The 20,481-nt window shown below is 59.5% G+C and carries 22 protein-coding genes and 2 tRNA genes; 13 read left to right on the forward strand and 11 right to left on the reverse strand.

The window, feature by feature from the left end; all coding sequences use genetic code 11:
- Positions 1-94: 94 nt before the first annotated feature.
- Entirely contained in the window at positions 95-781 is a 687-nt protein-coding gene (locus tag HB393_RS25235; protein WP_255551089.1) for a nucleotide disphospho-sugar-binding domain-containing protein, read from the reverse strand.
- Positions 782-1,545: 764 nt separating this feature from the next.
- On the opposite strand from HB393_RS25235, the gene HB393_RS13485 reads away from it, so the two are divergent.
- Entirely contained in the window at positions 1,546-2,826 is a 1,281-nt protein-coding gene (locus tag HB393_RS13485) for a metallophosphoesterase (RefSeq protein ID WP_213805717.1), read from the forward strand.
- On the opposite strand, the gene HB393_RS13490 is transcribed toward HB393_RS13485, so the two are convergent.
- A complete protein-coding gene (locus HB393_RS13490) occupies positions 2,823-3,689 on the reverse strand; it encodes an ATP-binding cassette domain-containing protein (protein WP_213805718.1) in 867 nt (288 codons plus the stop codon). The two genes, HB393_RS13485 and HB393_RS13490, sit on opposite strands and share 4 nt — an antisense overlap.
- Before the next feature lie 9 nt (positions 3,690-3,698).
- Positions 3,699-4,478, reverse strand: a complete 780-nt coding sequence (locus HB393_RS13495; protein WP_213805719.1) for an ABC transporter permease — start codon at positions 4,476-4,478, stop codon at positions 3,699-3,701.
- A 131-nt stretch (positions 4,479-4,609) separates the two neighbouring features.
- Between HB393_RS13495 and HB393_RS13500 the strand changes: the two genes are divergently transcribed.
- From HB393_RS13500 to HB393_RS13510, 3 genes are read left to right on the forward strand one after another with little or no spacing between them, the layout of a single operon-like run.
- Positions 4,610-5,677: a zinc-binding dehydrogenase gene (locus HB393_RS13500; protein ID WP_255551091.1), complete on the forward strand. Its 1,068-nt coding sequence runs from the start codon at positions 4,610-4,612 to the stop codon at positions 5,675-5,677.
- Positions 5,678-5,691: 14 nt separating this feature from the next.
- Positions 5,692-6,615 carry a squalene synthase HpnC gene (gene hpnC / locus HB393_RS13505; RefSeq protein ID WP_213805720.1) on the forward strand — a complete coding sequence of 308 codons (924 nt, stop codon included), beginning with the start codon at positions 5,692-5,694 and terminating at the stop codon, positions 6,613-6,615.
- Entirely contained in the window at positions 6,612-7,517 is a 906-nt protein-coding gene (locus HB393_RS13510; RefSeq protein WP_213805721.1) for a squalene/phytoene synthase family protein, read from the forward strand. The genes hpnC and HB393_RS13510 overlap by 4 nt, the downstream gene beginning before the upstream one ends.
- A 120-nt stretch (positions 7,518-7,637) precedes the next feature.
- On the opposite strand, the gene HB393_RS13515 is transcribed toward HB393_RS13510, so the two are convergent.
- The 8 genes from HB393_RS13515 to HB393_RS13550 all read right to left on the reverse strand — a co-directional run bounded on the left by HB393_RS13515 (position 7,638) and on the right by HB393_RS13550 (position 16,465).
- Positions 7,638-8,027: an EamA family transporter gene (locus HB393_RS13515; protein ID WP_213805722.1), complete on the reverse strand. Its 390-nt coding sequence runs from the start codon at positions 8,025-8,027 to the stop codon at positions 7,638-7,640.
- Positions 8,024-8,449: an EamA family transporter gene (locus tag HB393_RS13520; protein ID WP_213805723.1), complete on the reverse strand. Its 426-nt coding sequence runs from the start codon at positions 8,447-8,449 to the stop codon at positions 8,024-8,026. The genes HB393_RS13515 and HB393_RS13520 overlap by 4 nt, the downstream gene beginning before the upstream one ends.
- A gap of 245 nt (positions 8,450-8,694) precedes the next feature.
- The gene (gene hpnJ / locus HB393_RS13525; protein ID WP_213805724.1) at positions 8,695-10,182 is read right to left on the reverse strand and encodes a hopanoid biosynthesis associated radical SAM protein HpnJ; all 1,488 of its coding nucleotides are present in this window, start codon (positions 10,180-10,182) and stop codon (positions 8,695-8,697) included.
- Between the two features lie 119 nt (positions 10,183-10,301).
- On the reverse strand, positions 10,302-11,726 hold the full coding sequence (locus HB393_RS13530; protein WP_213805725.1) for a TolC family protein: 1,425 nt from the start codon (positions 11,724-11,726) through the stop codon (positions 10,302-10,304).
- Positions 11,727-11,779: 53 nt separating this feature from the next.
- Positions 11,780-12,763, reverse strand: coding sequence for a tetratricopeptide repeat protein (locus tag HB393_RS13535; protein ID WP_213805726.1), 984 nt, complete (start codon positions 12,761-12,763; stop codon positions 11,780-11,782).
- 2 nt (positions 12,764-12,765) lie between these two features.
- Positions 12,766-13,962 (reverse strand): efflux RND transporter periplasmic adaptor subunit, encoded by a 1,197-nt coding sequence (locus HB393_RS13540; RefSeq protein WP_255551094.1) that lies wholly within the window; start codon positions 13,960-13,962, stop codon positions 12,766-12,768.
- A gap of 138 nt (positions 13,963-14,100) precedes the next feature.
- The gene (gene recJ / locus HB393_RS13545; protein WP_213805728.1) at positions 14,101-15,963 is read right to left on the reverse strand and encodes a single-stranded-DNA-specific exonuclease RecJ; all 1,863 of its coding nucleotides are present in this window, start codon (positions 15,961-15,963) and stop codon (positions 14,101-14,103) included.
- A gap of 31 nt (positions 15,964-15,994) precedes the next feature.
- The gene (locus HB393_RS13550; protein ID WP_213805729.1) at positions 15,995-16,465 is read right to left on the reverse strand and encodes a hypothetical protein; all 471 of its coding nucleotides are present in this window, start codon (positions 16,463-16,465) and stop codon (positions 15,995-15,997) included.
- 67 nt (positions 16,466-16,532) lie between these two features.
- Between HB393_RS13550 and HB393_RS13555 the strand changes: the two genes are divergently transcribed.
- From HB393_RS13555 to HB393_RS13595, 9 genes are all read left to right on the forward strand, one after another.
- Positions 16,533-16,898 (forward strand): (2Fe-2S) ferredoxin domain-containing protein, encoded by a 366-nt coding sequence (locus HB393_RS13555; protein ID WP_213805730.1) that lies wholly within the window; start codon positions 16,533-16,535, stop codon positions 16,896-16,898.
- 59 nt (positions 16,899-16,957) lie between these two features.
- Positions 16,958-17,236: a DUF507 family protein gene (locus HB393_RS13560; protein WP_213805731.1), complete on the forward strand. Its 279-nt coding sequence runs from the start codon at positions 16,958-16,960 to the stop codon at positions 17,234-17,236.
- Positions 17,233-17,508 (forward strand): DUF507 family protein, encoded by a 276-nt coding sequence (locus tag HB393_RS13565; protein ID WP_213805732.1) that lies wholly within the window; start codon positions 17,233-17,235, stop codon positions 17,506-17,508. Before HB393_RS13560 ends, HB393_RS13565 begins: the two co-directional genes overlap by 4 nt.
- A 90-nt stretch (positions 17,509-17,598) precedes the next feature.
- A tRNA-Glu gene (locus tag HB393_RS13570) sits at positions 17,599-17,675 on the forward strand.
- Positions 17,676-17,757: 82 nt separating this feature from the next.
- Positions 17,758-17,834, forward strand: a tRNA-Glu gene (locus HB393_RS13575).
- A gap of 510 nt (positions 17,835-18,344) precedes the next feature.
- Entirely contained in the window at positions 18,345-18,626 is a 282-nt protein-coding gene (locus HB393_RS13580; RefSeq protein WP_213805733.1) for a hypothetical protein, read from the forward strand.
- The gene (locus tag HB393_RS13585; protein WP_213805734.1) at positions 18,626-18,856 is read left to right on the forward strand and encodes a helix-turn-helix domain-containing protein; all 231 of its coding nucleotides are present in this window, start codon (positions 18,626-18,628) and stop codon (positions 18,854-18,856) included. Before HB393_RS13580 ends, HB393_RS13585 begins: the two co-directional genes overlap by 1 nt.
- Positions 18,856-19,755, forward strand: coding sequence for a DUF5131 family protein (locus tag HB393_RS13590; RefSeq protein WP_213805735.1), 900 nt, complete (start codon positions 18,856-18,858; stop codon positions 19,753-19,755). The genes HB393_RS13585 and HB393_RS13590 overlap by 1 nt, the downstream gene beginning before the upstream one ends.
- Positions 19,752-20,450, forward strand: coding sequence for a hypothetical protein (locus HB393_RS13595; RefSeq protein WP_213805736.1), 699 nt, complete (start codon positions 19,752-19,754; stop codon positions 20,448-20,450). Before HB393_RS13590 ends, HB393_RS13595 begins: the two co-directional genes overlap by 4 nt.
- Positions 20,451-20,481 lie beyond the last annotated feature (31 nt).

Below are 20,481 nucleotides of genomic sequence, written 5' to 3' on the forward strand. Positions count from 1 at the left end.
ACAATGACGATGGCAGGCCAGCCTGCCGGCGCTGATTGAATGTCGAACCGGGGTCCTGAATGAGTTCGACGATGGACCCTGGCGACGCCATGTATCACCTGATCTTTGAGAGCGTTCGAGGCGACAGAGCTTCCATGGCGGACAATGCCATGAGGGAAGCGATCTCGCCTGGGTTGGTCCAGGACTGGACCGTCGCACAATTTTTGTGGATGTCTTCGTCTTCCAGGAGGCTTCTTAGAGAGGGCAGCATCTTCGAGGCGATTTGCTTCGAGTCGATCTGGAGGCCGCACCTCAGGCGTTCCACGCGTTCGGCGTTGTCGAATTGATCGAATGCAAATGGTGTGACGAGTTGAGGTGTGCCGGACGCAAAGGCCTGAGAGACTGTGCCGATGCCGCCGTGATGCACCAGGGCTTTGACGCGAGGAAGCAACTTGCTTAAGGGCACATAGGGACGGGCTATCACGTTCGGCGTCAGGGTTGGTAGTGTCTTTCCATCGCTGGCCAAGAAGATGCCCCGCTGGCCGAGTGCGTCCAATGCGTTTGCCGCCGCAGTGTAGTAGGACAGCCCATCCACTAGAGTTGAACCGGGAGTGAAGGCGACCGGGGGTGGGCCGTCGGCCAAGAAGTTCTCCAACTCAGCGTCGATCTGACGAAGACCCGACTGGTCGAAGAGAGGGAAGCCGGTCAATGTGAAGTTTGCAGGCCAATCCGTCTGGATTGGGGCGAACCATGCAGGAAAGAGTCCGAGCACTCCCTGGGGCGAATATACCCAATTGCTCATAATTCGTTTCACGGGCGATAGCCCAAGTTCGGCGCGAAAGCGATTGATATCGGCACCCATGATTCGATCTATGAGGCCTCGCTCGAGCGCCCATAGCCAGGCCACTCGCAGGAGGTAGGGCAACGTTCGCGGTATCGTTAAATGCTTGTCGATGGGAGGTTCTTTTGCGGAGGGGAAGGTGGATGGGGTTACTTGCAGAGTAAGGAGTGGGACGCCGTACTTCTCCTGAAACAACCTTGCACCGAAGGCGATGGTATGGCACGCGATCACGGTGTCGTCCTCTACTTCGGATTGCAGAATCTCGAATACGGCCCGAATGGTGGGGGCCAGTTGCGTCCATATCTCTTTGAACGGAGTGCGTGGGTTCCAGAGCTCCGGGTTACCTACTGCGTCCCGATATCCCTTGTCCGTTCCCAGTGGCAGGAATCGCAGTCCGCAACGTTCGACTGCATGGGCAAATGGCGGATGCGTGCAAAACGATACTCTGTGCCCGTGTCTCGCAAATGTACGGCTTAGACCGAGCAAGGGATTTATATCTCCTGCCGTACCGATCGCAACAACAATAATGTGCAAGCGTCTCTCCTGTTGTGATGCCTATCGGGAAACACAACAGGGATCGCTTTATTCACGAGAGGTCCGGCGTTGCCGATCTTTGGGATTAACTACGCAGGTTATGAGGGAATAACCCTAGCTTGTAGGGTGTCTTCTTCAGGAAGCTCGTTCCAACGAGCGTGCGCGATCCTCCGATTGAGAAGAAAAGAAGAATGCCTGAATCTAAGACTCGATCCCCGCGGTTCAAATCGCTCTCCGTCGCGAAACTCAGCAATATTCCCTGGCTTGGCCGAACGCGGGTCATGGCTCGATTTCAGCAGATGAAGACTAGACTGGAACCCGATGCGGACCGGCCGATGCTGTATAGGTTTCTGACGCAGGGGGTGCACCTGATTCCTTACGGCTGGGACTACCTGAAGGGGATATGGCATGGGAAACATAAGCCGTATCCGACCTATCTGGCGGATGGGAGAGATGGCGTTTACCCGCTTCGAGCCGCTGATGGAGGAGAGGTCATCAAGATTTCGATTGCCGGGGACTGGGGTACAGGGTCCAACGAGTCTTATAAGGTGGCGGAGAAGATGTCGGCTTGTAAGGCGGATTACACAATCCATCTCGGCGATATCTACTACGTGGGAGATGACAGCGAGGTGAAGGAGAACTTTCTTGGCCAGATGACAGACAAGTACACGCCTGTGTCTTTTCCTAAGGGCTCTGTCGGTACGTTCGCGATGTTGGGGAACCATGAGATGTATGGAGGTGGCGCTCCTTACTTCGGAGAGATGTTGTCGTACTGTGAGACGGGGGCGGGTGGGAGCCAGAAGGCTAGTTTCTTTTGCCTGGAGACGTCCGCGTGGCGCATTCTCGGGCTCGACACAGGGTATAACTCTTTCGGTTTTCCTATCCTTGGGGAGATCCCCGACGTTCTCCCCAAGGACCCCTTCTTCAGGGTGGATTGTCATCTTCCGGATGAGTTGATCGATTGGCTTCGGACGAATGTCAGGCCGCAGGAAGATAAGAAGCCGACTTTGTTGTTGTCGCACCATCAGTACTTCAGCGCATTTCCGGACGCGGCGTTTACACGCCCGGCGGAGCAGCTCCAGGAGTTCTTCGCAGGGCAAGAGGTGGTCTGGATATGGGGCCATGAGCATCGGCTTGCCATCTACGACGTCTTTTCTCCCGATGGGAGCATTCGGTGCTATGGCCGGTGCGTGGGCAACGGAGGAATGCCGGTCGAGTGTGGTACGCCGGATCCGGAGAAGGCTCCGATTACGTTTTACGATTCGAGGTGCGACTATCCGATCGGGGATGGAAGCAATGGCGGGTGGAATGGCTTTTTAAACCTGACACTCGATGGTCCGACGATGACGTTGGACTATCGGGACCTAGAGAACCGGCAACTTTTTCTCGAGACGTTTGTTGGGAGCTCGGATGGCAGTCTTCGATACTCGTATCAGACGCCGGTTCCGGTATTGAAGCGGGTTTTCCCCTAATCGCCGGCTTTGTCGGGAGTGTTCTCGCCGAGGTACTCGCGGATGAAGGGGTCGGTGGAGTGGACGAGATCGAGCGTTGAGCCGTCGAAGACGACGTTGCCTTCGTTGAGGACGAGGAAGCGGGTACTGTCGTCGATGCCGTTGTTGGGGATGCGCTCCATCTTGCCGGCGGCCTGGTCGAAGTGGTGGGTGGCGAGGGTGAAGGCGTCCTGCAGGCGGTGGGTGATGAGCAGCGAGGTGGTGTGGGAGACGTCGCGCTGTTTGACGACCAGTTCGACGATAGTGGTCGAGGTGATGGGGTCGAGGCCGCCGGTGGGGGAGTCGTAGAGGATGAGATCAGGGCCGGTGATGATGGCGCGGGCGATGGAGACGCGCCGGCGCATTCCGCCGGAGAGTTCGGAGGGGAACTTGTCGATGGCGTTGGCCAGATCGACGAAGTTGAGCACCTCTTCGACGCGTTTGTGGGATTCGTCTTCGGGGATGAGTTCTTCGTGGAGACGGTAGGCTACGTTGTCTTCGACAGAGAGGGAGTCGAAGAGGGCCGATTCCTGGAAGACCATGCCGATGCGGGCGCGGAGCTTGAAGAGGTCTACCTCGCGCATGGCGGTGACGTCTTCGCCGAAGACGCGGATGGTTCCGGAGTCGGGCTTGATGAGGCCGTTGGCGAGCTTCATGAGGACGGACTTGCCGCAGCCGGCGGGGCCGAGGATGATGCGGGTTTCGGCGGGGTGGACGATGAAGGAGATGTCCTTGAGGACGACCTTGTCGTCGAAGGAGATGGAGACGTTCTCGAAGGAGACTACGGGGTCCGTGATTTCGGGTTTTGTCTGGCTGGCGTCGGTTTGGAGTTCGGACTCGGGCATGGTCAAGGGTTACCTGCCGAAGATGCCGATCATGAGCCGGCTGATGAGGAAGTCGACCACGATGATGAAGACGGAGGAGACGACGACGGCCTGGGTGGTGGCGCGCCCTACTCCCTGGGTTCCGCCCTTGGTGTTCATGCCGAAGTAGCAGCCGACGCTGGCGATGATGAAGCCGAAGAAGAGGGGTTTGGTGAGGCCCTGGACGACGTCGGCGTAGACGAGCGCGCGGTAGGAGTTGTGGAAGTAGGTCGAGGCGTTGAGGCCGAGGAGGGCGACGCTGACCAGGGCTCCACCGGCGATGCCCACGGCGTCGGACATGATGGTCAGGAAGAAGAGCATGAAGATGGTGGCGCTGAGGCGCGGAGTGACGAGCTTGCGGACGGGGTCGGTGCCGAGGGCGCGCATGGCGTCGATCTGCTCGGTGACCTTCATGGAGCCGAGCTCGGAGGCCATGCCGGAGGCGTTGCGGCCGGAGACCATGAGGCCGGTGAGGACGGGACCGAGCTCCTTGACCATGGAGAGGGCGACGAGGTTGCCGGTCATGCTGACGGCGCCGAACTCCTGCAGGGAGGTGGAGGACTGGAGGGCAAGGACGCACCCGGTAAAGAAACCGGTGAGGACGACGATGGGCAGGGAGCCGAAGCCGATGGAGTCCATCTGGGTGAAGATATCGGCCCAGTAACGGGGGCTGGAAAAAAGATTCGCGAAGGCGCGACCGGCGAGGACTGAGTAATCCTGGATGGCCGCGACTTTCTGCTTGGCGAAGATCTCTGGAGAGACGAAGGACATTGGTTATCTGGCTCAATGTATCAGATGCGGGGTGGGGGCAACCGACTGTATCAAGTTTTGATTGGACTTGTGAGCAGTTTGGGGAGGGATTGAAGGTGCGGTGAGGGGGCAGGAATGAGAAGATAGAGGGGATGACTCAAAGGATGATGGCGGCGGTGCTGCACGGCAAGGAAGACCTACGATTGGAGCAGGTGCCGATTCCGCATGCTTGCGCAGGGGAGCTCGTGGTCCGTGTAGGGGTAGCGCTGACGTGCGGGACCGATCTGAAGGTGTATCGCAGGGGATATCACGCCATGATGCTGAAGCCTCCGATGCCGTTTGGCCATGAATTAGCCGGGACGGTGGTGGAGGTTGGAGCAGGGGTGACCGCGTTCAAGGCAGGGGATCGGGTGGTGGCTCTGAACTCCGCTCCCTGCGACGTGTGTTTTTTTTGCAGGCATGGACAGCAGAACCTTTGTGAGGACCTGATCTTCAACAATGGGGCTTATGCGGAGTTTATACGGATTCCGGCGAGGATTGTGGAGAAGAATACGCTGCTGATCCCGGATGGGGTTCCGTTCGAGCATGCGGCTCTGACGGAGCCGCTGGCTTGCGTGGTGCGGGGGATGGAGGAGAGCGGAGCGCAGGCGGGAAGCTCGATGATCGTGATTGGGGCGGGACCGATTGGGGTGATGTTCATGCAGGTGGCCGCTTTGAGTGGGGTGCATGTGATCGCCGTGGTGAAGCGAGACGACCAGGTGGAGACGGCGAGGCTGTTTGGAGCGGAGCAGGTGGTGCAGATCGGCGAGGGTGTCGATGTGGTGGAGGCGGCCAGGGCGCTGACGCCGGAGGGGCGTGGGGCGGATGTAGTGATCGAGGCGGTGGCGACTCCGATGACCTGGGAGTGGGCGGTGGATATGGTGCGGAAGGGCGGGGTGGTGAACTTCTTTGGCGGTCCGCCGAGCGGGACGAGGGTGGAGCTGGATACGAACCGGCTGCACTATGGCGAGATTACGTTGAAGGCGAGCTTTCATCACACTCCGGCGACCTGCAGGACGGCGTTTGAGCTGATCGCCAGTGGCCGCTTCAAGAGCGCGGAGGCGATTACAGGGCGTGTAGGGCTGGAGGAGGTTCCGGCGATCTTCGACCGAATGCTGGACCGGGCGACGAGTGGCCGGGAGATCAAGACGGCGGTATTTCCGGGTGGCGTGCCGCGATGACGGGGAGCGTTGCGATGCGTGATTCGTTCGAGAACGTTCCAGCGGAGCCCCAGAGAGTGGAGGAGAGGCCGACGCTGGAGGAGGCGCGGGCCTGGTGTCGGGAGTTGACGAGTTCCCCTTCTGAGAACTTTCGGGTGGCTCTGTTTTTTCTGCCGAAGAGGTTGAGAACGCACTTCGAGTGCCTGTACGCGTACCGCCGGGTGTTGGCTGACCTGGTGGGGGAGACGGCTGATCCGCAGGCGGCGTTGCGGGTGCTGCGTTCGTGGCAGGGGATGCTGGATGAGTGCTATGACGCTCCGGAGCGGTCGATGCATCCGGTGTTCGTGGCGCTGCGGGAGACGATTGTGGAGTTCGATCTACCTCGGATACTCTTCCTGGATCTGGTGCGGGGGTTTCAGTTGGACGAGGTGAGGCCGGTTTGCCAGACATGGGAGGAATTGTTGGAGTATTCGCATCATTCGGCGAATTCTGTAGGCCGGTTAGTGTTATTGCTATGCGGGTATCGGGAGGAGGAGCTGGCGCTGCTATCGGACAAGTTTTGTACGGCTCTGCAACTGGCGAACCTCTGGCAGGATGTGGTGGAGGATGCGGAGCGCGGGCGGCGGTATATTCCGGAGGAGTCGCTGGTGAGGTTTGGGGTGGATGAGGGGCAGATTGAAGGTCGAGTGTTTACGCTGGAGTTTCGGGCGATGATGCAGGAGCTGGTGACGAGGACGAGGGCGATGCTGTTAGAGGGCGGAGCGATCAGCGGACGGGTGGATCCAGAGTTGGCGGTGACGTTGGATCTGTTTCGCAAGGGTGGCGAGGCGATTCTGGATGAGATCGTGGCGCAGGATTACGATGTGCTGCGTGGGCGCCCGGTAGTGACGAAGGTGAAGAAGTTGTCGCTGCTGGCCGGAGCGCTGATGTCCAAGGCGCGGATGGGGTTTTCACGGTGACGGTAGCAGAGGCTTATTTGGAGTGCCGCGTGATCGCGCGGCGTGAGGCAAAGAATTTTTACTACTCGTTTCGGGTGTTGCCTCGACATAAGAGCGATGCCATGTGCGCGATGTACGCGTTCATGCGGCGGGCGGACGATATCGCCGATGATGAGTCGATCTCTATCGCCGAGCGGCGCGGGGTGATGGCGAAGTGGGTGGCGGAGTGGCGGGCGGTGCAGGCGGGCGCGGTGTCGGAGGACGCGGTGTTTGTCGCGGTGCGGGATGCGCAGGGGCGGTTCGGGATCTCGGATGAGCTGCTGGACCAGTTGGTGCAGGGGACGACGATGGATCTCGATCTGGAGCCGGGAGCAGAGGGGAGCGTGCAGACGTATGCCACCTTCGAGGAGCTCTACCGGTACTGCTACCTGGTGGCTTCGGTGGTGGGGCTGGTTTGCATCCGTATCTTTGGGTACAGCGATCCACGAGCAGAGAAGCTGGCCGAGGAGACGGGCGTGGCGTTTCAACTGACGAATATTCTGCGGGATGTGAAGGAGGACGCGGAGCGGGGAAGGGTGTATCTGCCGCTCGACCTGCTGGGGGAGTTTGGGGTGAGTGTGGAGCGGGTGCTAGAGCTGTCGGCGGGGAGTGCGATGGAGCCGAACGAGCGGGCGATGCTGGCTTCGTTGGGGGCGAAGGCGGAGGGGTACTATGGATCGGCTGCAAAGCTACTGCCTCTGATCGATCGGGACAGCCGGGCGGCGCTTTGGGTGCTGGTGACGATCTATCACGAGCTGCTGGTGCGGATCGGGCGTGCGAATGGCGATGTGTTTTCGGAGCGGGTGAGTGTGCCTACTACGGGGAAGCTGGCGATCCTGGGACGGGGGATGGGGATGGCGGCTTGGAACCGGGTTGTGGCTTGATCGGTGGCTGGTTGAGGAAGGCTTAACACCGATTTGCACGGATTACACCGATTTGGTCTTGCCTCTGGGTGTGTGGCTTTGCTCTGGCTCGATGGAGACGAAGGATCTTCTTGTGCGGCGTTAGTGGGCTACGAGGGCTACGCCGATGCAGACGAAGAGGGCGGCGAACCAGCGACGGCGGTCTACGTTTTCGTTCAGGAAGAGCTTGGCGGCGGCGGCGTTGCCGATGAAGGTGAGGGAGGCGCTGGCGGGGGCGGCCAGTGAGACCTCTACCTTGCTGAGGGTGAAGAGCAGGGAGAAGAAACTGAGCGCCATGCAGAGGACGCCCAATAGGAACATGGGGCTGCCTACGACGGCTTTGATGGCTCCGGGCAGGCCGGATTTGGCGCGGATGAGGTCCAGGTCGCCGATTCTGCGCATGGCTCCGGCGGTGAGGACGTCTCCGGCGATGGCGGTGAGGGCCACAGTTACGATAGTGGCCCAGGTCTCGAAGGTGCTGACGGGGGTCATTTGGCGGTGCCTGCGGGGAGAAGCGGTTCCGGGTGCTCGGTGAGGGAGGGTCCGTTGGCGACGAAGCCTACGCCGCAGACGATGAGCAGGATGCCGAGCCAGCGGTAGAGCGAGATGTGCTCATGCTGCCAGAAGTAGGCGATGATAGCGACCACGATGTATCCGACGGCGGTGGAGGGAAGGACGAAGGTGAGGTCGGCCCAGCTTAGGGCGGTGAGATAGCTGGCGAAGAAGCCGAGAAGCAGGAGGATTCCGGCGATGACCCAGGGATTCTTCAGCGCGGTGAAGAGGAGGCCCAGGTTGTGTAAGGAGACGGGGCCTACCTGCGACATGCCGTGCGATAAGAGGGTATCCCCGATCGACGCGGTGAGCATGACGGCGAGGAGGACGAGATATCGCTGCGGGGTGAGGGTATGTTTCATCGGGGCTCTGAGGTAGATGCTTGAGTCTGAACTTCTGATCGAAATATCGGATTTGATCGACGTTGTTGCTTCGAACAGAGGGGACGACCAAATCGAAATACAGGGGTCCTTCACTGCGTTCAGGATGACGGCGTAAAACAAAGGCTCTAAACAAGCAGATGGCTATGCAGGCAGAGCAGCGAAGAGCCGAATGAAAAAGCGGCCAGCATAGATTCATGCTGGCCGCTTCGAGGTGCGGTCGAGAGTTAGGCGTTCATGCTGACGGATTCCTGCGCCTTGATTGCATTGGCCTTCTTGACTTCGCGGACGGCCTTATTGCGCTGGGCGCGGAGGGTCATGAAGGATTTGGCTTCGGTGTAGAGGCGGGGGACGTCGCGGTTGACGATGGCCTGCCAGACGACACGGAAGGCGGCCTTCGGGCGGAAGTAGTACTCGTCGTAGAACTTGTGAACCATCTCCATGACGTACTCGACCGGGAGACCGGGGTATTCGATGTGCGCCATCTGGTGGCCGCCGTCGTCGGACATGGCTTCGTTGGTGATGAAGCCGTTGGCCTTTGCGTAGTCGAAGAACTCGGTTCCGGGGAAGGCGTGCGCGATGGAGACCTGGATGGTCTCGCAGTCGAGCTGCTTGGCGAACTCGATGGTGTTGCGGATCGACTCACGGGTCTCGCCGGGGAGGCCGAGGATGAAGTCGCCGTGGATGACCAGGCCGAGTTTGTGGCAGTCGCGGGTGAAGTCGAGCGCACGTTGTACGGTGGCACCCTTTTTGATGTTCTTGAGGATCTGGGGGTCGCCGGACTCGTAGCCGACGATGAGCAGACGGCAACCGGCTTCCTTCATGGCTTTGAGGGTGGCGAAGTCGGTGGTGACGCGAGAGGTGCAGGACCAGGTAAGGCCGAGGGGCTTGAGCTTTTCGCAGAGCTCGATGGTGCGGGCGGCCTGGATGTTGAAGGTGTCGTCGTCGAAGAAGAACTCTTTGACGTGGGGGAAGAGCTCCTTGGCCTGCTTCATCTCGGCGGCGACGTCGTCTGTCGAACGCTTGCGCCAGGCGTGGCCGGAGAGGGTCTGGGGCCAGAGGCAGAAGGTGCACTGGGCCGGGCAGCCGCGGGTGGAGTAGAGCGAGACGTAGGGGTGGAGGAGGAAGGGGACGTTGTATTTGGTGACGTCGAGGTCGCGGTGGTAGATCTCGGTGGCCCAGGGCATCTCGTCGAGCTGCTCCGGGGTGACCTGCGCGCGGTCGGGGTTGTGCAGGATCTTGCCGGTGGCCTTGTCCTTGTAGCTGACGCCTAGGATCTCTTCGAGGCGCTTGCCGTTGGCGTATTCGACGACGGAGAAGTCGAACTCGCGGCGGCAGATGAAGTCGATGGCGGGGCACTCGTTGAGGGCCTTGTCGGGCGAGGTGGTGACCGGCGGCCCGACGAAGGAGATCTTGATGGAGGGATAGGTCTGTTTGATGACCTCGGCCATTTTCTGGTCGCCTTCCCAGCCCATGGTGCTGGTGAAGAGGACGAGGAACTCGTAGTCTTTGAGGATTTCGACGACTTCCTGCCACTTGATGTGGTGGGGTGGCGCGTCGAGAAGGCGAGAGCCTTCCAGCATTCCGGCCGGGTAAGTGAGCCAGACGGGATACCAGTAGGATTCGATCTCGCGGGTAGCGGGCCAGCGGGAGCTGGCACCACCGTCGAACTTCTCAAAGGAGGGCGGGTTCAGGAACAGCGTTTTAAGAGGCATACTAGTTCTCAAGTTTACCATTTAGCAAAGGGGTTAGGTTTTTTTTCTGGGGATCCCGGTGGGGTTCCGTCTTTGGTTCGGATGGATCGGAGGTGGTTGCTTCGAAAAGGCTTGTGGGATTAATGGGGCGCAAGCTCCGAGGTGACGGATTGTGACTGGGAGGCGGATTTGAGCCAATCTTCCAATTGGCCGCTCTGGCGAAGCAGGTTGATCTGTACCTGGTGGAGCTGGAAGTCGGCGTCGAGGAGCTCAAGAAAGCGCTGGCGTTCCTGGATGCGGGCGTTTTGCTCGTCCTTCGGGGTCATGAGGGGGGCGCTGCCGGAGCCGCCTCCGGCCTGAAGTTGGACGAGAAGGACGTCGAGCTGATTCTGGGCGAGCTCGCGGTCGATGGAGGCAAGTTCGACGCGGGCGGAGAGCTCGGAGGAGGCGTGCTGGAGCTTGAGGCGTCCTTCCTGAAACTGATTACGAATGTTCCGGGCGTCCTGTTCGGCGTGGAGGAGGTCGGCGGAGGACTCCAATACTTTGTCGCGGTGGACGCGGTCGTAGAGAGGTACGGTGATCTGACCGCCGATGGCTGCGGCGTTCAAGGTGTTGTCGCTGAAGGCGGGGTAGTAGGTGGAGTAGTTGTTGATGTTGCTGAAGCGGCTGTATTGCGCGAAGAAGGTGACCTGAGGGCGGAAGAGGTAGCGCTTGTCTCCGGCGTTGATCTGGCGCTTTACGGTGACGTTGGCGAAGGCGGCCTTGACGCCGGGGGAGTCGGCGACGGTGTCCGTGGAGGGCGACGGGGTGGGGAATGCCGGGATGCTTTCGGTGACGGTGAGGAGGTTGGTGGCGGGCAGACCGGTGAGGCGGGCCAGGTGGTCGGCGTAGGAGTCTACCTCGTCTTCCAACTGGATGAGCTGGAGGTGGATTTGTGCGGAGGTGCGACGCGCTTTAAGGAACTCGGTGGTGTTCTCCTGGCCGGCGTCGAGGCGGACCTGAACGATGGATACGAGCCGAGTGGAGAAGCCCTGTTCCTGGATCATGGTGTTTCTGCGCTGCTGGGCGCGGTCGAGGGCTAGATAGGTGATGGCGGCGTCTTCGGCGACCTGTTGGCGTATCTCGCGGAGGGTCTGGTTGGCGGCCTCGAGGCCGGCGCGGGCTGCACTGATGTAGTCGCGCTGGGCGGCGTTATAGAGCAGCGACTGGGAGGTGATGGTGAAGAGGGTCGGCTGGCCGAGAGGGGCGCCGTAGGAGTAGGCGAGGCCGGCGCTTCCGACGAGGCTGGGGATGTAGACGTCGCGGGATTCGCGGAGGGCGGCGAGGGAGCGGTTGACGTCGGCCTGGGCGACGCCGACCCGGGGGCTGTTGCGCAGGGCGAGATCGATGGCGGTGGTGAATGAGATCTGCGCCAGGGCAGAGGTTGCGGCTCCGACGAGGAAGGACGCTGCGACGAGGGCGCGAAGAAGTCCGAGCCTGCGGGGAGTGCGTATTTTGGGTGCAGCAGAGACGAACAAAGTCATGAGGATCGAATGAGACGCGGATTGAGATGCGTTGAAGCTCATGGTACCGCTTTCCTGAGGGCTCGGCGGTTCAGGTGCGCAGATGGGCCAGAGGTTCACGAGCTTTGCAGAGCCTTGCGGGCGGGTTCGAATGAGCTGGCCAGTGCCAGGGCAGAGGCGTATTGAGTATGGGCCGAGGAAGAGTCGCCGCGCTTGGCGAGGAGTTTGCCGAGTTGCAGGTAGACCTTGAAGGCGGGGGCTTCATCCGTCTTTGCGGGAGAGGCGAGGTATTCGCGGAGTAAACGCTCGGCGAGATCGGGCGAGCGATGGGCGGTGGTGAGGATACTGGCAGCGTCCACCAGGGCGGCGTTCTTCGGTTGGAGAGCGAGTGCGGACTGGATGGCTGCGACGGCCTGGTCGGGCTGCTTATGGCGCTGGTAGAAGTCGGCGAGGTCGATCCAGGCGGCTGCGGACTTACCTATGGCGATGGCTACCTTGAACTCGGCCTCGGCTTTGGCGGAGTCGCTTTGCTTGTCGGCCAGGAGGGCGCGGAGGCGATGAGAGTAGACGGGAAACTGGGGCTCGATGCGGGTGATCAGGGCCATGGCTTTGTCGCTGCCGCCGCCGACGAAACCTGGAGCGTTGATATAAAACTGGCCGAGGTCGCTGGCGGCACGGGGAGCGTTGGGATCCAACTGCACGGCTCGTTCAAACTCGTCGCGGACCTTTTTCGCAAGGCCCAAGGCGGTGAAGGGGCTGGCGTGCGATGCCTTCAAGCCGTAGGCACGGCCGAGCCAGAGGTGATTCTCGCTACTGTTGGGGGCGTTGGATATGGCGAGTTCGCACTCGTGGATCGCGGGGTCGGCCATCTCCTGCGCGTAGAAGACGCGGCAGAGAAGCTGGTGGGCGAGAGCGTTGGTGGGCTGGGTGGAGAGGATCGAACGGAGGGTTGCGGCGGCCTCGTCGACTTTTCCTTGCTGGAGGGAGGTGTTTGCCTTGGCGATGGAGGCGTCTTCCGCCTGGGCTAAGGGCTGGAGCATCGGGAGTAAGAGTAGCAGAGCGAAGCAGAGGATCGATGCTGAGCGCGCGGCCGTGGGCATCCCTATTCGATGACCTTGACGGCGAGTCCGGGTGAGAGGTCGCGATTGCTGGTGGCATTGAGGGCGACCGTATCCTTGTCCGTAAGGCCGCTGACGATCTCGACGCGGGTCAGATTGAAGATTCCAATCACTACCGGGGTTCTGATGAGCTTTCCGCCGATGACGCGGTAGACGAAGTCGCCGCCTTCGGTGTGCAGGGCCTCACGCGGGACGCTGAGGACGTTGAAGCGCTGCGCGGTTGTAACGGTGACCGTTACGTTCGTATTTGGGAGCAGATCGCCGCGAGCGTCGTCGACTGTGATGAGGCATTCGCCGACGTTGCGGGTGCCATAGGTGATGACGGTGGTGGGGGCGCGTTCGATGTGGCCGTGCCACGCCTGGGTCGGTTTGGCGTCCCATACGATCTTGACGGCCTGACCAGGAGCGAGCTTGCCGATTTCAGGTTCATCGAAGTAAGCCCGGATCTGGATGCGGTTTAGATCGGCGACGTCCATGAGGTCTTCGCCAGCGGGGACGAAGTCGTATTCGGCTACTGGAATGGAGTAGACCGTTCCGGATTTGGGGGTGCGGATATTGACGCTGGCGTAGCCGACGTTGGCTGCTTTCAGAGCGGCCTGAGCATCTACAAGCTGAGCCTGCGAACGAGCGCGTTCGGCGGAGCTGTAGCGTCCCGTGGTCCGCTGCTGGAGGCTTTGCAAGGTGCTGTTCGCGGTAAGGAGGCGCTGTTCGGCGGCTGTGACCTCGGCGGCGGAGGCTGCGCCCTTCTGCTGGAGGCTGCGGAGGGCCTGCACGTCGGAGGTCGCCTGCTTTTGCTGCATCTGGGCGCGGTTGAGATCGCCTGCCATGCCGATGCGCTCGTCCTGGGAGCCGTTCTGCTGAACGTCGTGGGCGCTGACTTCGGCAGAGCGAAGCGCGGCGGTCGCGGAGGCGAGACGGGCGGCAGCGTCGGAGTCGTTCAGTTTGACGAGGAGCTGTCCGGCTTTGACCTTCTGTCCCACTTCGACGAAGATCTCTTCGACGACGCCAGGGGCCATAGCATGGGCCTGGAACTCGTCTACGGGCTCGACCTTACCGTTGGTGGAGACGGAGCTAACGAGGTTCTGGTGATTGACCCCAGCTGCGCGTACTTCGACGAGATCGCGTGAGAACGACTTGACGCCAAGGACGACAAGAAGTGCGGCAACGAAAACAATACCCAAAATTGCAAGAGGGCCAGGTCGGCTTTTTTGTAGAGTTGGCATCCGGTCAGCAGTCAGTATATAAGACGCCGCTGCACCGCAAACGAAGCAGAACATTTCGATGCAATTGGTTGCATGGCGAGAAGGTCGCGTGAAAGCTCATTGAGGCACAGCGGAAACACTGAGACGCAGATCGACCAGTTCGAGGTCAAGGCCGGGAAAGCGGGGGTTTGACTTCTCTTTGAGGCGGTAGGCGATGTCGATGTGGGATCCGGGCTGGAGCTGGAGATCTTCGGAGATGCGTCGCCAGTCGGTACGCCGGGTCCAGCCGAGGGCGGTGACGGTGTTGGGAGAGCCTTCGTGGCGAAGGGTAAGGCAGATGTGCTTGTCCTTGATGACGCGAACGGGAGCGGCGAGGGTGAGACCGCAAGTGACGAGAATAGGCTCGGGATTGCCGATGCCGAAGGGGCCACAGCGAGTGAGCCACTCGAAGAAGGAGGGAGAGATATCGCCGAGGAGCACCTCAGCGTCGCAGGCGAGAGGCGGGCAGAGCAGAGGCGAGGTGAGGAGCGGTGTTGCGTGTGCCTCCATACGGGCACGAAGCAGGGGAAGGTTGCCTGAGGGCAGGGAGAAGCCTACGGCGTGGGCGTGGCCGCCAAAACGTGTAAAGACGAGCGTGGCGTCAGCTTCAGAGGCGGCGTGGACGGCGGTGAGGGCGTCCAGAAGGTGAAAGCCCTGGACGGAGCGGCCCGATCCGTGGGCGTGGCCGTCTTCGTGGGTCAGGATGAGGGCTGGCCGGCCGGTGCGGTCGACGACGCGGGAGGCGAGTATGCCGAGCACGCCGCGATGCCAGTCGGGATCGTCGAGGACGATGCAACCGGCGGGGAATGCGCCTTCCAGATCACCTGGCAGGGTGCGGATGGCTTCGAGTTGGGTTTCGATGGCGGCGAGGGCCTGGGCTTCGGTGGCGCGGCGGTCGTCGTTGAGGCGGTTGAGCTTTTCCGCGAGGGTGGTGGCGCGGGCGGTGTCTTTGGTGAGAAAGAGCTCGACGACATCGCTGGCGATGTCCATGCGGCCGGCGGCGTTGATGCGCGGGGCGATGCGGAAGCCAACCTCGGTGGCGGTCGGGGGGCGGTTGAGGGGGATCTCGGCGATCTGCATGAGGGCGCGCAGGCCGGGCTGGACGGGGTTGCGCAGCTCGCGTAGACCAAGGGAGACGATGGCGCGGTTCTCGCCGATGAGAGGGACTGAGTCGGCCACGGTGGCGATGGCGACGAGCTTGAGGAAGGAGGGAAGGAGCTTTTTGTTGAGACGTTCGAGCTCGATCGCGGGGTCGGGGGCGGTCTGGGCAGAGGCCAGAAGAATTGCGTGAGCGAGCTTGAAGGCTACGGCGGCGCCGCAGAGGTGCTTGTTGGGGTAGGGGCAGTCGTGTTGGGCGGGGTTGATGACTGCGATGGCCTCCGGGATGCCGATGGCGTCGTCGGGGAGGTGGTGGTCGGTGACGATGAGGTCCAGGCCGAGGACTTTGGCTTCTTCGGCGGCGGCGAAGGCGCGGATACCGGTGTCGACGCTGATGACGAGGCGGACGCCCGCTGCTGCCGCCTGGGCGAGGATGCCGGTCTGCATGCCGTAGCCCTCGCGGATGCGGTGGGGAACGTGATAGGTGACCTGGGCGGGGTTTTCTTTGGGGGCGATTCGTTCGATGGCGGTCTTGAGGAGGACGGTGGCGGTGGTGCCGTCGACGTCGTAGTCGCCGTAGATGAGGATGGGATCGGAGTCGCGGATCGCTTGCTGGATGCGCGCCACGGCCTTGGTTATGCCGAGCATGAGCAGGGGATCGTGGAGCTGATCGAGCGAGGGCCTGAAGAAGGTTTGTGCTGCCGCAGTATCCGAGATGCCGCGGGAGAGAAGCAGGGCGGCGATGGGGAGTGGGCAGTCGAGCTGGGTCGCCAGATGCTGCGCTGCGTCAGGGGCGAGCGGCGGGATGGTCCAGTCGGGTTGGCTGGATCGTGCGGTAGACATTTAGCAGTTGCTCAGGTGTGCTTGGGGAGCTCTAGTCTTCCGTATCGCCGTCGTCGACTACGATTCCGCCGAGATCGGTGACGGTCTCGATGAGGGTCTGGAAGCGGTCGTACCAGTCGGTGGCGGTCTCAAAGATAAACATGACGCCCTGGTGGGCGAAGCCGAGCTGCAGGTAGCCGACCTTGCCGACGTGGTTGACGAGGTATTCGGCGTCGTCGATCTCGGCGTTGTCTTCCGAATCGCCGGAGAAGGACTGTTCGCGGAGCTGATCGAGGAGGATCGCGATATCGGATTTCTCGAGCACGACCTCACTCATGGTGACGAAGGGGGCTCCGGCGGCCTTGGCGTGTTCTACGAAATCCTTCCATCCGTCGGGGTTTTCTTCTTCGAAGATTACGGTGGGAACCTCTTCGGTGACGTATCCATTGAGCCGGCGCATTCCGTGGCCGGCGATGAAGGCGACCATGTCGTCTTTGAGCGAGATGAGATTATCGGGTTGCATCAAGCAAGTATTGTCTCAGAAAAGCGGGTCGGCTGGCTTGTGCTGGAATAGAGAGACGGAGGACGGCGTGGCTAAGTTCGAACGGCATGTGTTTATCTGCACGAATGAACGGGATGAGAGCGCGGCTCGGCCGAGCTGCCTTCCTGAGGGCAGCAAGAAGCTGAAGGGGGCTTTCAAGGACGCGCTGAAGGATGCGGGGCTGAAAAACCGCGTGCGGGCGAATGAGTCGGGGTGCCTGGACCAGTGCGAGCATGGGCCGGTGGTGGTGGTGTATCCGGATGCGGTCTGGTACGGATTTGTGAAGGCCAAGGATGTAGAGGAGATCGTGACGGAGCATCTGGTGCACGGGAGACCGGTGGAGCGTCTGCGGCTGGCGGAGGGATGTCTGAATACAGAGGCATGTCCGCACCGGAAGGGGGGCAAGCAGAAGTAATGGATGGGGATACGGGCGGATCTGGCTAAGATTTGCATGATATATTCAAGGGAAAGTCAATGATTTTTTCTAAAGATTATGTAGGTTATTTGGCGCGTCAGACGGTGAAGCATCTGATTGCGGAGAAGATGATCGCGACGGCGAATCCTGCTGTGGTGAATGAACGGGTGACGGCGGCGATGGTGGACGAGCTTTCGCTCGAAGACCGCATCAATGATGAGGTTCGGGTGATCCTCGAGGCCTTCCAGGACGATATGCGGAAGACTGGCGCCAGCTATCCGGAGATGTTCAAAAAAGTGAAGAACGAGCTGGCGCGCAAGTATAAGGCGGTGCTGTGAGGATCTCGCGCGACAAACTGAATAAGCTGGCTCACACGGTCGCGGATACGCTGGCGGAGATCGAGCAGGTCGACTTTCTGGAGGATCGGAATACGATTCGCCAGGAGGCTCGCAAGGCGCTCGAAAAGCTGCTGATGGAAGAGACCAAGATCGATGCGGCGGCGCGGCTGAAGATCTCGTCGCAGCGGAAGATCATTACGGAAGGCTCCCAGGAGTGGGACATCCTCTATCGGAAGTATTACAACGACGAGGTCAAGAAGCTGGGGCTGTAAGTCTGTCCCTGCAATGGTTGAGTTTAGGGATTGGGCTTGCTATACTTTGAAAATGCGCTGGAGAGAACAGCCTCCTTCAATGTGTGATTTGGCGTTATGGTGTAACTGGTTAACACGTCGCCCTCTCAAGGCGAAGAGTCCGGGTTCGAGCCCCGGTAACGCTACCAAATCTCCTTCCTTCGTGTCAGTTTTTAGGTTCTGACCATGCGGACGGCATATAGTTGTAACGGTAGGAAGTTGTGTGTGTTTGGCGCCATGGTGTAACTGGTTAACACGCGGCCCTTTCAAGGCTGAGAGTCCGGGTTCGAGCCCCGGTGGCGCTACCAAAACAGACATATAAATCAATCAGATGCAGGTAGCCCGTAAATAGCAAAAGTGGCGATTCTCTGAAAAGGGTTCAAAAGGGTTCATTATCCTGGAAATAATGCCATCCCATGCATCACCCATGGAGAATTAGTTTGTTGAATGCAGTCCTATGCATTAGGATTGATTTCGGACTAGTACCGCCGGATAACCGCCAAGTGAGAAGTTCACCTCTGGTATAAGGGCGTTGCGCCGTCAGATTCAAACCCACGCGATACCCTCTCATCAGCATGGTATCGGTAGGGCAACCACACTGTAATGGCATGACTCTTAGTGATGCTAGTGGTGACGGAAGCAAGATAGTTTACCAAGGCCAGTGATTCGCAATCTTCATTCCTTCTGGTCGGGGAATCCTACACACAATTAGAGCAATGGCAGTAGCCATTCGTGCGTCTCGATCCTTTTGCATCAGGGATTGTGACTTCTCTGTTTGTGTTGGTTCCACGATGCCCAACCAAGGAGATGAAACCGCGATGTCTAAGAATTGCCGAACTCTATCAGCCCCATTCACCATCAACCAGATTATTGCTTCCCATCTTGCGGATATCGAACAGAGCTTGGCCCCTGAGAAACTGACACCCGAGGTTAGGGCGGAGTTTGAGAAATCCTTTACAGATTCATTATCAGGGCCGGGTCCGTTCCTATTGGTCGGTCAGACCTTCTCAACGTTCAAGCACAGTGATGGTTCGTTCAGCCATCCTCCTGTAAACATCGTCGAGTCCGATGGCGGCAATCTCATTCTGGAGTTGAGCTAATGGCTAACACTCCCAAGGGTTCATCAGAACAGATTTTGTTTAACGTCAAGGATGCGGGTAGGATGCTAGGCGGCTTGTCACCGCGTAGCATCCGTTACCTGATTGCTAATAATGTCCTAAAGGTAAGGCGGCTTGGGGCGCGGGTCTTTATTCATAAAGATGAACTGGTTCGGTTCGCCTCCACCGACCATATAGCCAATATTGCTCCTCAGATCCAGGAGGTGGCGTAATGGAAGACACCAAAATCAACTGGGCTAGACACACCTTCAATGCTTGGAAAGGATGCACTCGCGTAGATCACGAGTGCACCTTCTGCTATGCCGAGAACCTCATCGATCAGCGATACGGTGCCAATCTCCTCCCCATTTGGGGCCAGAATGGTGAACGTCCTAAAACCATCGATGCCAACTGGAAACATCCGTACAGGTGGAACAAAGAGGCTCAGGAAGCTGGTGAGACACGCTTTGTGTTTTGCGGGAGTCTTATGGACTTCGCAGAGGACAATCCAAAGATCAAACCTGAGTGGCGAGAACAACTGATCGAGATGATTAGGAACACGCCGAATCTGACGTGGTTGTTGCTCTCCAAGCGTCCTGAGAACTTCCCTAAATACTTACCCGCCAAGCCATTGCCTAACGTTTGGTTGGGCACCAGTGCAGGACACGGTAACGAGAGCGCATTGGGGCGAATAAAGGCCCTACAGGGCCTTCCTGTCGCCAAGGGTTGTCATCGTTTCATTAGCGCAGAACCTTTGCTGGAAAAGGCATCGGCACCGGGCAGAATCTTGCCTTTAGTGGCTAAGAATGGAACGTTGGACCTGTCCGGCATTTCGTGGTTGATATGTGGTGGCGAGTCAGGTTCAGCAGCGCGTCCCTTCGATATCGCAGCCGCATACCGCGTATTCGAACAATGCAGAGCACAGGGCGTAAAGTTCTGGTTCAAGCAGGTTGGCGATTTCACGATGGACAGCGAAACGTTCATCGAGACGCATAAGGACATCCACAACCTCTCCTACGTACCCCAGAAATACCGAAAGATGATTGTTCGGGAGCGTCCCGCCGGTGTGAAGGTCAGGAAGTGTGTCACGAAGATACACTCGAAGGCTAAGAAAGGCGCGGTGGCGGCATGATTGACACCTTAGCCGATCTCATCACCACTAAACTCGATATGTTCGTGCAGACTCAGTTCGCTACTGAGGATGTGCTTGCTAAGGAACAGAAGTTGCGTCCGGCGTTGATAAAAGCTGTGCGGAATGACCGAACAGCCTCCTATGAATTGGGGCGTTTGCTGAACGAATATCAAAAACTCTTCCCCGGTGGGCTGTCTGGCCTTTCCCACGCACTGTGTATCAGCCGTAGCACGGCGAACAGGGCTAGGAATCGGTACAGGCGAGCTAATCAATTACCCGAGCAGGTAAGGGAATTGGCCTTGATTCGTGGATTCGACGTCGCTGCACCAGAGAACGCTTATCTCTTGAAGGCGTTGACTGAGAACGTCTCAGAGGGATTGTCTGGAAAAGAGATTGAGTCCGCCGTAGACGAGAAAATTGCGGCTATGGAAAAGGTCCAACTTCAGGCAAAGGAAAAGCGTCAAGCAAAAGCTGCTGCATCCCGCTTGGCCAAGAACGAGAATCTTCCCACTGGCGATATCACCAGCGAGAGGGTCGAAGCAATCTCTAAACCCGTATTCCTGTCTATGCTTGTACCCTTTGTCGATCAGGTGTTGGACATGGGGTTGAGCAAGAAACAGGGACTGGCGGTATTCGCTAAGGCCTGGGATGACCGACATGGTATGGGGATAGGGGAGCATACCGAAAACACATAAGCAAGACATAGCGGGGTGGCTCTGAGAGTTT

Source organism: Granulicella sp. dw_53 (assembly GCF_018449545.1).
In the GTDB taxonomy this organism is placed as follows: domain Bacteria; phylum Acidobacteriota; class Terriglobia; order Terriglobales; family Acidobacteriaceae; genus Edaphobacter.